This window comes from Ruegeria sp. HKCCA5929, from assembly GCF_013034525.1.
Lineage (GTDB): Bacteria > Pseudomonadota > Alphaproteobacteria > Rhodobacterales > Rhodobacteraceae > Ruegeria.
This window is the reverse complement of sequence record NZ_WQGE01000004.1, coordinates 283,665-295,686: the sequence shown is the minus strand read 5'-3', so window position 1 is coordinate 295,686 and position 12,022 is coordinate 283,665. Positions and strand designations below refer to the sequence as shown.

Here is a 12,022-nt window from a genome sequence, read left to right as displayed (position 1 = left end):
TGTTATTGCTCGAAATGGCTGCGCAAGTAATCCCAGGCATCCACTTCGGTGCCGTCTTTAAGGATACAGACGCCGTAGACGCTGCCATCTTCGTTTTTCCGAAGTTGATACGTCCCGTCGTTTTCGATGCAAAAAGTTGCTGCGGGGTTGGGCATGGAGGTTTTGGTGCCTTCGGCAACGGCAGCCGAAGCAAACAAGACGCTGGCCGTCAGTAGAACTAAAGATTTCACGAAGAATTCCTTCTATATTCAAACGCTCTTTAAAAACATTGCCACAGGTGAATGTGAATTCAACCCTCAACTTGGCGGCAAATTTCATGCTTCCGCCTTGTTATTGCCCTGCACAGCCCCTACGACCCGGATCATGAGGATTTTGTTTCTTGGTGACGTCATGGGGCGCGCGGGTCGCGCCGCCGTTCAGCAGCACTTGCCGCGCCTGCGCGACGAATGGCGGCTGGATTTTGTTGTGGTCAACGGTGAAAACGCGTCGAACGGTATGGGACTCAGCGGCGATCACGCCAAGCTGCTTTTGGATGCGGGTGCGGATTGCCTGACGCTCGGTGATCATGCCTTCGACCAGAAGGACATGTTGCAATATATCGAGAAAGAGCAGCGCATCGTGCGCCCTGTGAACTTTGCCAAAGGCGCGCCGGGGCGGGGTCATCGGCTGTTCAATGCACCGGGTGGGCGCAAGGTTCTGGTCGTGCAGGTGCTTGGGCAGGTTTTCATGAAACGGCCCTTTGACGATCCGTTCTCGGCCATCGAACCGATCCTGAAGTCGCATCCTCGCGGGGGGCAGGCGCAAGCCATTATCGTGGACATGCATTGCGAGGCGACGTCCGAGAAAATGGCGATGGGCCACTACTGCGACAAGCGTGCCAGCCTTGTGGTCGGGACACATACCCATGTTCCGACCGCGGATTCTCAGATTCTACCGGGCGGTACAGCGTATCTGACAGATGCCGGTATGTGCGGTGACTACGACTCGGTCATCGGGATGGACAAGCAGGAACCGATGCGCCGATTTATCACGGGTATGCCCAAGGCGCGGTTCACCCCTGCAAACGGTGAAGCCACGCTGAGCGGCGTGTTCGTGGAGACCGATGATCGTGACGGTCAGGCCAAATCTGTTCAAATGGTGCGCGTCGGCGGGCGTTTGGAGCAGGCTGGGCCCGAATAATCAACGTCAGGCTTGCTCTGCTGCGCGCAATGCGTGAAACTGCATGTCATCAGGCGCTTGGGCCCGGGTTCGGACAGAATACCACGAATGAATTTCCTTTCACTGACAGACACGGGCAGCGCAGTTCTGGCGCTGCTTATTGTTGCGGGCATGTTCATCATGTTCCTGCGCGAGGTGTATCCGACCGAAGTCGTGGCCATCGGAGGCGTCTCGTTGATGCTTGTCACAGGCATTCTGCCCTATCAAAGCGCATTGGCGGTTTTGTCCAATCCTGCGCCGTGGACCATTGCGGCGATGTTCATCATCATGGGTGCCTTGGTGCGAACGGGGGCTTTGGACTCGTTCACTTCAACCGCGCAGAAGCAGGCGCAGGTGAACCCACGTATCGCGATTGGTTTGCTCATGGGGTTTGTTGTTGTGGCCTCGGCTGTGGTGTCGAACACGCCAGTTGTGGTGGTCATGATTCCGGTTTTTGTGCAAATCGCTCGCACCCTGAATGTGCCCGCGTCCAAACTGCTGATTCCGTTGAGTTATGCCGCCATTCTGGGCGGTACACTGACGCTGATTGGCACATCGACCAACCTGCTGGTCGATGGTGTGGCACGCGCACAAGGGATGACACCCTTTACAATCTTCGAAGTCACGCCACTGGGGATCGTCCTTGTGATCTATGGGATGTTCTACCTGCGCTTCATTGCGCCCAAGCTTTTGCCCGAGCGCGACAGCATGGCGTCGCTGCTCAGCGACCGGTCGAAGATGAAGTTCTTTACCGAGGCCGTCATTCCGCCAGACAGCAACCTCATTGGGCGCGAGGTGACAGGTGTTCAATTGTTCAAGCGGCCGGGTGTACGCTTGATCGATGTTCTCCGAGGGGATGAATCCCTGCGGCGTAACCTGAAAGGCGTCGAACTGCGGGTCGGCGACCGTGTCGTGTTGCGGACCGAGATGACCGAGTTGTTGAGCTTGCAAAGCAACAAGGAACTCAAGCGCGTGGACCAGGTGTCTGCCGTTGAAACCAAGACGGTTGAGGTGCTGATCACGCCCGGTTGCCGGATGGTGGGACGGGCCTTGGGCATGCTGCGACTGCGCCGGCGCTATGGCGTTTATGTCTTGGCCGTTCATCGCCGCAATCAAAACATCGGTCGCCAGTTGGACGAACTGGTGGTTCGCGTCGGTGACACCCTGCTGCTGGAAGGTGCACCCTCAGACATCCAGCGCCTTGCAGCGGAAATGGACATGGTCGACGTTACACAACCGTCCGCTCGGGCTTTCCGCCGTCGTCACGCACCCATTGCAATTGGTGCGCTTGTCGGGATTGTCGCCCTGGCCGCGCTGGGCATCGCGCCGATCCTTCTGTTGTCGATTGTAGCGGTCGCTGTGGTCCTGATGACCCGCTGCATTGACGCGGACGAAGCGTTTTCCTTTGTGGAGGGCCGATTGTTAGCATTGATTTTTGCGATGCTCGCCATCGGTGCAGCACTGGACAACTCTGGCGCGGTGTCGCTGATTGTCGAGGCTGTTGCGCCCGGGCTAGGTGCCTTGCCGCCGTTCCTGATCATATGGGCGGTTTATCTGTTGACGTCGGTCCTGACCGAGCTGGTCTCAAACAATGCCGTGGCCGTCGTTGTTACACCGATTGCAATCGGGCTGGCTCAGGCTGTTGGGATGGACCCGCGCCCCCTTGTCGTCGCTGTCATGGTTGCGGCCTCGGCATCATTTGCAACGCCGATCGGCTATCAAACGAACATGATGGTCTACGGTCCCGGCGGCTATCGGTTTACCGATTTCTTGAAGGTGGGCGTCCCGTTGAACCTGACGGTCGGATTGCTCGCATCTCTGCTTATCCCGTTGATCTGGCCTATCTAATGTCGGCGCGGAATCGCCACTCGTAAACTGATAGGCTTGTAAATTCCGGGCGACACACAATCTTTTGTGAATGTGATTTGCAAAGGGGAATTGCCATGCTGACAGCAGCCCAAGCCACATTGGCAGGCGCAGCAATTGCAACCATGATCAGCGGTGCCGCAATGGCTGGTACGGTTGAGGGAACTGCAACCTACCGCGAGCGTATTGCGCTTCCACCTGACGCAACCCTGTTTGTCGAGCTTCAGGATATTTCGCTGGCCGATGCACCAGCCGTAACACTCTCGGCGCAACGATACGCTCTGACAGGTGTGCCTGCGCAGTTTGAACTGACCTATGATGACGCGTTGATCAAGGACGGGCACAACTATGCGGTGCGCGCGACGGTCACGCAGGGGCAAAAGCTGTTGTTCACTACAGACATGGTTTATCCGGTCCTGACAAACGAAGCGGGGAACACGGCTGACCTGTTGCTGGTCCAGGTTCAAAGCCAAAAAAGCGCAACACTTGAGAACACCGAATGGGTCGCGGCAACACTAAACGGCGCACCGCTGCAGGCTGAAAGGCGCCCCGAACTGAGCTTTGGGCAAGGCGGGGCCTTTGGGGGCAGTGGCGGCTGCAACCGTTTCAGTGGTCAGGCAGAGGTTTCGGGCAACCGGATTACCTTTCCGGACAACATGGCCGCAACCCTCATGGCTTGCCCGCCCGAATTGGATGAGGTTGAGCGCGCGTTTCTGAAGTCGATGCAGGCCATCACATCCTTTGCGATGGAGGGAGATGCGCTGGCTCTTCTTGATGCTGAGGGAGAGCCTGTGATCAAGCTGGTCCGTAAATAGAGCTGCAAGGCCGTCAGGCGACGGCCCTAGACCGCCCTGCGTTGCGCCCCGAAAAGATGCATCCGCCCAGGAAGGTTCCTTCCAGCGCGTTGTACCCGTGATAGCCGCCTCCGCCAAAACCGGCGACTTCGCCTGCGGCGAACAGGCCGGGCACCACGTTGCCATCTTCCCCGATCATCTGGCTGTCCAGGTTGGTTTGTAGCCCGCCCAGCGTTTTGCGGGTCAGGACGTGCAGCTTAACCGCAATAAGCGGGCCGTTGGCCGGGTCGAGGAACTTGTGCGGTTTGGCAGTGCGGATCAACTTGTCTCCGCGATAGTTTCGGGCGGCCAGAATCGCCATCATCTGGGCGTCCTTCGAGAAAGGATTGTCGACCTGCGAGTCGCGCGCTTCGATCTGCCCGCGCAAGTGCGCTTCGTCGATCAACCCACCGCCCAGATGATTCATCCCGTTGACCAGTTCGGTCAGCGTGTTGGCCACGACGAAATCCTCGCCGTGTTCTTTGAACGCTTCAACAGGGGCAGTTGCCTTGGACCCGGACAGGATGCGCTGACGGATGACTTCTTTCCAACTGCCCGAGGTAAAGTCCGGGTTCTGTTCAGACCCGGACAGGGCGAATTCTTTCTTGATCACTTTCTGCGTCAGAACAAACCAGCTGTACTCGTACCCTGTTTTCAGGATTTCCTTCAACGTCCCCAACGTATCGAATCCAGGCAGGCAGGGCGGTTCCAGACGGTTTCCTTTGGCGTCGAACCACATAGAGCTGGGGCCGGGTAAAATACGAATGCCATGGGCAGGCCAGATCGGATCCCAGTTGCGCACGCCTTCGGTGTAATGCCACATGCGGTCGCCATTGATGACGTGTCCGCCCGCTTTTTCGCTGATCCCGATCATGCGGCCGTCGACATGAAAGGGCACACCAGCCACCATGTCTTTTGGCGGTTCACCAAGACGATCTTTGGGCCAGTTCTGCCGAACCATTTCAAAGTTACCGCCGATACCGCCCGAGGTAACGATGACCGACGGCGCATAAACCTCGAACTCACCCACTTCGTCCCGGTTGGTCTTGCCGCCACGTTGGGTGGTGTCGTCGGCCAAAACCTCGCCAGATACGCCTTTGGCAGTGCCGTTCTGCATGATGATGTGGCTGACCTGATGGCGGAACTTCATTTGGATCAGACCGGCGCTGACATGTTCTTTCACACGTCGGATGAAATGCTCCAGAACGCCGGGACCAGTGCCCCACGTGATGTGAAAACGCGGGACAGAGTTGCCATGCCCGTTCGCATAAGAGCCACCGCGTTCTGCCCAACCTACGACCGGAAACCAGCGCAAACCCATCTCGTGCAACCACGGGCGCATTTCACCAGCCGCAAACTCGACATAACTCTCGGCCCATTTGCGGGGCCAGGCGTCTTCCGCGCGGTCGAACTGTGCGCTGCCCATCCAGTCACGAAGGGCAAGCTCTTGGCTGTCGTGTATGCCCATCCGCCGTTGTTCCGGAGTGTCGACCATGAACAAACCACCGAGGCTCCAGAACGCCTGACCACCCAGAAAGCTCTCGGGCTCCTGATCGACAATGATCACCTTCTTGCCTCGGTCGCCCAGTTCAGCCGCTGCTGCCAATCCAGCCAGGCCCGCGCCGACGACAATCGCATCTGCTGTGTTCTTGGTCATAAACTGTCCTTTCAGCGTCGGCGAAACCAAACGAGGAACGGCAACACGACGGCATACATCGTGATCCCGTAGACTGCGGACGGCAGGGCCAGAGGGCTAAATCCGCTCTCTGTGCCTGTGATAAGGGCCGCCAGTGTAATGCCCAGTGTCGAGTTCTGGATGCCAGTGTCAATTGATATGCTTTTACACTCGGCCCATGACAGATTTGCAGCCCGTGCGATCCCCAACCCGATGAGTAAAAGTGCAACGTTAAGCGAGATCAGACCGGCGCCCATGATGCCCAGGTTATCAATGAAAATCTGCCAGTTCCCGGCCAGGGCGGCCACAACGATCAAAACGAACAAAGCGGTTGCGAGCGTTGAAAGCCCATTCTCGATACGGTTTGCAAACCCGGTTGCAAACCTGCGAACTCCGACGCCTATGGCGACGGGAAGGGTGGTGATCAGAAACATGGCAATGGCCAGACCGCTGATCGACACATCAGGTGCGTTTTCCTCCATGAAATAGGTGATGGACCACGCGGCCAGAAAGGGCACTGTCAGGATTGACAAGATGCTGATCACCGCAGTCAGGCTGACGGAAAGCGCCACGTCGCCCTTTGCCAATTTGGTCAGAATATTGCTGGTCACACCACCGGGGCAAAAGCTGAGCAGCATGAAGCCAACTGCGATTTCAGGGGGCAGGCCAAACAGAGTGACGGTGAGGAACGCAGCGATGGGCAAAAGCACCACCTGACAGACCGCACCGATTGCAAACGGGTGTTTTCGGCTCAGTACGCGCCGGAAATCTGCTGTCTCGAGTCCAATGCCAAGTGACAGCATGATAATGGCCAGCGAGATCGGCAGGCCAACATTGATGAGCAAGTCCAAGAACAACTCCTCCCAAAGTCGTTTCGGATCAGCCTATGCGAGCATGAAAGGCGCAGGCAACCGCGCCGTTGGGTCACTTGTAGCGTTCGACAAAGCGGCGCAGGATTTCGCCGGGTTGGGTGACGTCTGCGGCGTTGCAGATGTCGATCAGGCGCTGGGCGTCTTCGGGCGGGAAATAGCCGTGATGTTTGTAGATGTTGATGCGCTGTTCGAAGTCTTTTGCATCCGCTTCGGGGTGAAACTGCGTGGCATAGACGTTCTGTCCAAAGCGGATCATCTGAAACGGGCAGGGGTCTGAGGCGACAAGATGCGCGCAGCCTTCAGGCAATGCTTGAACAGCTTCCTTGTGACCAACGAAGGCGTCGAATTCCGGGATCAGCCCGGCTGTCAGCGGATCCGAGGAACCATCTTCTGTAAGGTGGCAAGCTGAGGGTCCGACTGGTTCGCTGTACTGGGCTTTGCTCACGTCACCGCCCAGATGCGCGGCCAGAACGCCCAAACCATAGCAGCAGCCCATGAAGGGGTGATCCTGCGCCGTGATCTGCGGCATCAGGCCCATAACCGCGCCTTCGATCTTTGCGTCCAGTTCAGATTTCGTTGCTGGATCGTCACTGACACAGCCGGGACCTCCGCCAACGATGACGCCTGCATAGTCCGTGACATCCAGATCGTCAGGCAGGTTCTCACAATCCAGCCGGATGCGATGGGTCTGTTCGGGCGTCAAACCGGTCTTGTCCAGAATCGAAGCATATTCGGCGTCTGATGCGTCCGTTTCAGGTCGCAGTTGCAGGATCAGAAAGCGTTTCATGCTCTGCCTTTACCCGTCACAGCGGCCAGAAGACAAGGATGGCAGGGATGGAAACCGCGATGATCAGCACCTCAAGCGGCAGACCCATGCGCCAGTAATCGCCGAACCGATAGCCTCCGGGACCCAGAACCAGCGTATTGTTCTTGTGTCCAATTGGCGTGAGGAACGCGGCCGAGGCCGCAACGGCAACCGTCATCAGGAATGGGTCGGGCGAAACCTCGAGCGTGCGGGCCATTTGTATTCCGACCGGCGCGGCGACAATGGCGGTGGCGGTGTTGTTCAGCACATCCGACAAAGTCATGGTTACGACCATCAGCACAGTCAGGATCGCCCAGGCGGGCAGGCCATCGGTCAGCTGGATCAGCGCATTTGCGATCAATTCAGTCCCGCCAGAAGTCTCCAAAGCACTGCCGAGTGGGATCATCGAACCCAGGAGGACAACCACCGGCCATTCAATGTGATTGTAGATATCCGCAATCGGCATGATCTTGGTCAGCACATAGGCAATGACCACCAGTCCAAGGGCAATGGGCAAATAGATCAACCCAATACTTGCGGCCAAAACCGCAGCAACGAACAGTCCAATGGCAAGCCACGCCTTATCGTTGGCAGTGACGTTCAATCCACGCCCTGCAAGGGGCAGGCAGCCCAACCATTCCGTGACATCCGCCGCGCGGTCGCGCGGGCAGAGCAGCAGCAGGATATCGCCGGGTTCTACCTCGGTTTTGCGAACCTGTTGGGTGATTTGTCGCCCCTGACGTGAGATGCCCATCAGCACTGTACTCTGCCGCCAGGCCAGTCCAAGGCCCTGTGCGGTACGCCCGGTGATGCGGGCACTTTCTGGCACGACCACTTCGATGACGTCCAATCCGTCACCTTCTGCCGTCAACACTTCTTGCCGTCGCGTGTCCGAGAAGTCGAGGTTCAGCGCGGCGCGAAATTCGTCCAACGCCTCGGGCCGGGCTTCCAGAACCAGTGCGTCGCCTTCTTTCAACGTGGCATGGGCGGATCGGCCATAACGCCGCTTGCCATCGCGGATCAGGCCGATGATGGCGACGTCGGATTTTTCAGCGGCCTCATAAAGCTCGCTGACGCGTTTGCCGATATGCGCGGATTCAGGGGGGACAGTTAGCTCGGCTATATACTCCGCCAATGCTTCCGATGTTTCAGTTTGCGGCCCGCGATTTGGGATCAGACGCCAGCCGACCAGAGCGACAAAGGCAAGACCCGCAATTGCGGCTATCCCGCCCACGGGCGCAAAATCGAACATGTGAAACGGCTCGCCCAGCGTCTCGGCCCGGATCGAAGCGATGATGATGTTCGGAGGGGTGCCGATCAGTGTTGCCATCCCCCCAAGAATGGTGGCAAAGCTCAGCGGCATCAGCGACAGACCCACTGATCGCCCCGCCTTGCGCGCGGTTTGGATGTCCACCGGCATCAGCAAAGCCAGCGCAGCCACGTTGTTCATGAAGGCTGACAAGACCGCACCGATCCCGCCCATCAGCGCAATATGCGCGCCCAGCCCACGTGAGGCATCGACCAATGTGCGGGTGATCATGAACACCGCCCCTGACCGGACCAAACCGGCAGAGACGACCAGAACCAGCGCCACGATGATGGTGGCCGGGTGGCCGAACCCTGCAAAAGCGTCATCCACTGGCACAACACCCAGCACGACACCGATCATCAGTGCGGCAAAAGCCACAAGGTCGTAACGAAACCGACCCCAAAGCAGCATTCCAAAAACCGTAATGAATAGCGCAAAAAGAATAATCTGATCTGTCGTCATACAGTCACCATAGTCCCAGCCTCGCAAGGAGCAAGTCGCTCTCTTGATCCCGCCCCCTGCAAACGTCTATATGAGCGCCGAACACGTAATCACGATGACGAGGACGCACTATGGCAGGCCACTCCAAATGGGCCAACATCCAGCACCGCAAGGGACGTCAGGACGCCGCGCGGTCCAAACTGTTTTCCAAACTGTCGAAAGAGATCACAGTGGCCGCCAAGATGGGCGACCCCGATCCCGACAAGAACCCGCGCCTGCGTCTGGCGGTGAAAGAGGCAAAGTCGAACTCGGTGCCCAAGGACGTGATCGACCGCGCAATCAAGAAATCGGTTGCAGGTGAAGGCGACGAATACGAAGAAATCCGCTACGAGGGTTACGGCCCGAACGGTGTCGCGGTGATCGTCGAGACCATGACAGACAACCGCAACCGCACCGCTTCGACCGTGCGCTCGACCTTTTCCAAGAACGGTGGAAATCTGGGCGAGACGGGCTCGGTCGGGTTTATGTTCGACCGTAAGGGCGAAGTTGTCTATCAGGCGGATGCTGGCGATGCAGACACAATTTTCGAAGCCGCGATCGAAGCCGGTGCCGAAGATGTCGAAAGCTCGGAAGATGGCCATATCATCTGGTGTGCGGACACTGACCTGAACGATGTGTCAAACGCATTGGAAGAAGCACTGGGTGAATCGGAATCCACCAAGCTGGTTTGGAAACCGACTACGACGACCGAGCTGGGTCTGGAAGACATGCAAAAGCTGATGAAGCTGGTCGATGCGCTGGAAGACGATGACGACGTGCAGCGCGTCACAACCAACTTCGAAGCCACTGACGAAGTGATGGCTCAGCTCTGAGCTGCTGCAAATCGCCAATGCGAAGCCCGGCCAATCTGGTCGGGTTTTTCGTTTTGGTACAAATTCTGAGGGTTATTGGCTGAATCCCCGTAAACGCATAGGCTGGGCGGGTGTTGATCCGCAGGGAAGGCGCAACCGAAAGGCCAATGACATCCGAAACACCTGATACCGCCAAGCGCAATGTACCGGTTCTGACCGGCCAGAGTATTGTGTCACAGGTTGCGTGGACGCTGGGCAGCCCATCGGTGGTATTGCCGTTTCTGGCGGTGTCTTTCGAACTGCCCATGTTTGTGGCAGGCGCGCTGGTTTCGGTGCGGATGGTTGGAAGCATGATTTCCGATTTCTTTCTGGCGCAGTCCATTGCAGCAAAACCGCAAAAGAAGCGCGCAATTGCCACAACCGAGGCCGTTATCGGTGCCTGTCTTGTCTTTGCAATGGCCGCAGCCGCGACCGGCGTCGTCCCTTTGATCGCCGTAGTTTTCGTTTCAGTCTTTTTTGTAATCGGTCTGGTCGACGAGATTCAGAACCTTATGTTCACCGATCTGCTGGGCGATCATGTCCATTCCCGATCTCGCATGGTGATGCACTATCTGCAGCTTGGCGGAGGTGGATTATGTGCCATTGGCCTTGCATTGCTGGTGCATCAGATCACCAAGGAAAACCCACCCTTCTCACGCCATTCCACAATGATCGGCGTGTCTGTCGCGTTCTTTCTGCTATCGGGTCTGTTGATGTTGGCGATGACAGAGAATGTACGCTCTGCTGCACCGGCAAAACCGACTGAAACCAAAACAAAGTTGTCGCTCAGGTCCAATGTTCATGGCATCCTAGGCATGTTCGAGCAGGCCTGGTTTCGGCGTTACATGGCCATGCGTATGCCTTTGGTGGCAGTCTCGCTATCTGTCCCGTTTTTTGCGCTAATCGCGGCCGAGGCGCATCACAGTTCGGCGAAAGGTCTGACTGCGATGATCGTGTCTTCCGCCTCGGGGTATCTCGTTTCAGGACCGCTGTGGCAAATCGTGAACATGAAGTCTCATCGCGCCGTCATGGTGGTTGGCACCTTGATGGTGGCGGCAACCGGAGCTGTTCTTTTGGCGTTCCACTACTTGGGCATCGATCACGAGGTTCATCTGCATGCCGTCGCGCTGTTTGTTGTCACGGTCGCAGTGACTGGGATCAGTAGTGCGCGCAAACTATATTTTCTGGATGTCGCGCCCAAGGAACAACGTGTGCAGGGATCAGCCGCGATCAAGTCGTTCACACGATTGTTCGCGGTTCTGCTTTCGGCGGCCTTGGCCGCTGTCGCGCATATGCACGAGGTCGCCTTGGCGGTCGGCTTCATCGTTGCCGCCAGTTTGGTGGCCTGCGCGACATGCTATCGCATGATGTCGCCCGTACAGAAGGACGCGCCCCTTTCGCAGGAATAATCCAAGGGTCTTCAGAAGAACGAAGAAATCTCCTCAAGCGGTTTCTTCAGCTTTGGCACTGCAGGTACCGTTGCGTTTTCCGAAGGGTGACCTACTGCGATGATCATTGTCGGTTTTTCCGATGCAGGGCGGTCCAGTGCATCGTTCAGAAACCGCATCGGATTTGGGGTATGGGTCAAAGTGCTGAGGCCCGCGTGGTGCAGCGCAGCCAGCAGAAACCCGGTGGCAATGTTCACGCTTTCCGGCACGTAGTAGTTCTTGTACCGCGTCCCATCTTCGAAGTGTCCCCAACGCTGGGCGAACACCACGATCAGCCAGGGTGCAATAGTCAGATGTTCTTTGACTGCGTTGGTGCCGATGGGCTCCAACGCTTTTATCCATTCGTCACCTGCGCCGCCTGCGTAGAACCGGCGCTCCTCTTCTTCAGCTTCTTCTCGAATGCGCTGCTTTAGGTCAGGGGCCGAGATCGCAGCAAAGTGCCAGGGTTGATGATTGGCGCCAGACGGCGCGGTGCCTGCCGTACGCAAACACGTTTCGATCACAGAACGGTCCACGGGGCGGAGGCTGAAATCTCGCACCGTGTGGCGCTGGCGCATCTTGTCGTAGAACTCTTGTGCGGCACCTTGCATGTCAGCATCGCTGATCTCGGACCGGTCAGGCAATGGAATGGGATCATAGCTGAGGGCATCGCGTGAAAACATCGGTTCCTCCGAAACTTTGGTGTG

General features: G+C 57.5%; 11 protein-coding genes. 5 read left to right on the top strand and 6 right to left on the bottom strand.

Annotated elements, in window-relative coordinates:
- Window positions 1–2: 2 nt before the first annotated feature.
- Complete coding sequence (locus tag GOV90_RS12470) at window positions 3–230, bottom strand: DUF333 domain-containing protein (protein WP_171092489.1); 228 nt, start codon at window positions 228–230, stop codon at window positions 3–5.
- Between the two features lie 133 nt (window positions 231–363).
- Here GOV90_RS12470 and GOV90_RS12465 point away from each other — a divergent pair, with 133 nt between their 5' ends.
- From GOV90_RS12465 to GOV90_RS12455, 3 genes are all read left to right on the top strand, one after another.
- Window positions 364–1,179: a TIGR00282 family metallophosphoesterase gene (locus GOV90_RS12465; protein ID WP_171092487.1), complete on the top strand. Its 816-nt coding sequence runs from the start codon at window positions 364–366 to the stop codon at window positions 1,177–1,179.
- A gap of 87 nt (window positions 1,180–1,266) precedes the next feature.
- On the top strand, window positions 1,267–3,045 hold the full coding sequence (locus GOV90_RS12460) for an SLC13 family permease (RefSeq protein WP_171092485.1): 1,779 nt from the start codon (window positions 1,267–1,269) through the stop codon (window positions 3,043–3,045).
- Window positions 3,046–3,140: 95 nt separating this feature from the next.
- Window positions 3,141–3,878, top strand: coding sequence for a YbaY family lipoprotein (locus tag GOV90_RS12455; protein WP_171092482.1), 738 nt, complete (start codon window positions 3,141–3,143; stop codon window positions 3,876–3,878).
- A 13-nt stretch (window positions 3,879–3,891) separates the two neighbouring features.
- Here the strand turns inward: GOV90_RS12455 and GOV90_RS12450 are convergent, their stop codons facing one another.
- The 4 genes from GOV90_RS12450 to GOV90_RS12435 all read right to left on the bottom strand — a co-directional run bounded on the left by GOV90_RS12450 (window position 3,892) and on the right by GOV90_RS12435 (window position 9,019).
- A complete protein-coding gene (locus GOV90_RS12450; protein WP_171092480.1) occupies window positions 3,892–5,553 on the bottom strand; it encodes an FAD-binding dehydrogenase in 1,662 nt (553 codons plus the stop codon).
- Window positions 5,554–5,564: 11 nt separating this feature from the next.
- The gene (locus GOV90_RS12445) at window positions 5,565–6,422 is read right to left on the bottom strand and encodes a bile acid:sodium symporter family protein (protein ID WP_171092478.1); all 858 of its coding nucleotides are present in this window, start codon (window positions 6,420–6,422) and stop codon (window positions 5,565–5,567) included.
- Window positions 6,423–6,495: 73 nt separating this feature from the next.
- Complete coding sequence (locus GOV90_RS12440) at window positions 6,496–7,230, bottom strand: glutamine amidotransferase (RefSeq protein ID WP_171092476.1); 735 nt, start codon at window positions 7,228–7,230, stop codon at window positions 6,496–6,498.
- Window positions 7,231–7,246: 16 nt separating this feature from the next.
- Entirely contained in the window at window positions 7,247–9,019 is a 1,773-nt protein-coding gene (locus GOV90_RS12435) for an SLC13 family permease (RefSeq protein ID WP_171092475.1), read from the bottom strand.
- A gap of 110 nt (window positions 9,020–9,129) precedes the next feature.
- On the opposite strand from GOV90_RS12435, the gene GOV90_RS12430 reads away from it, so the two are divergent.
- Together GOV90_RS12430 and GOV90_RS12425 are read left to right on the top strand one after the other, a co-directional pair.
- Window positions 9,130–9,870 carry a YebC/PmpR family DNA-binding transcriptional regulator gene (locus GOV90_RS12430; protein WP_170352472.1) on the top strand — a complete coding sequence of 247 codons (741 nt, stop codon included), beginning with the start codon at window positions 9,130–9,132 and terminating at the stop codon, window positions 9,868–9,870.
- Window positions 9,871–10,016: 146 nt separating this feature from the next.
- A complete protein-coding gene (locus GOV90_RS12425) occupies window positions 10,017–11,297 on the top strand; it encodes a permease (protein WP_171092474.1) in 1,281 nt (426 codons plus the stop codon).
- A gap of 11 nt (window positions 11,298–11,308) precedes the next feature.
- Here GOV90_RS12425 and GOV90_RS12420 read toward each other — a convergent pair whose 3' ends face one another.
- Entirely contained in the window at window positions 11,309–11,998 is a 690-nt protein-coding gene (locus tag GOV90_RS12420) for a nitroreductase family protein (RefSeq protein WP_171092472.1), read from the bottom strand.
- Window positions 11,999–12,022 lie beyond the last annotated feature (24 nt).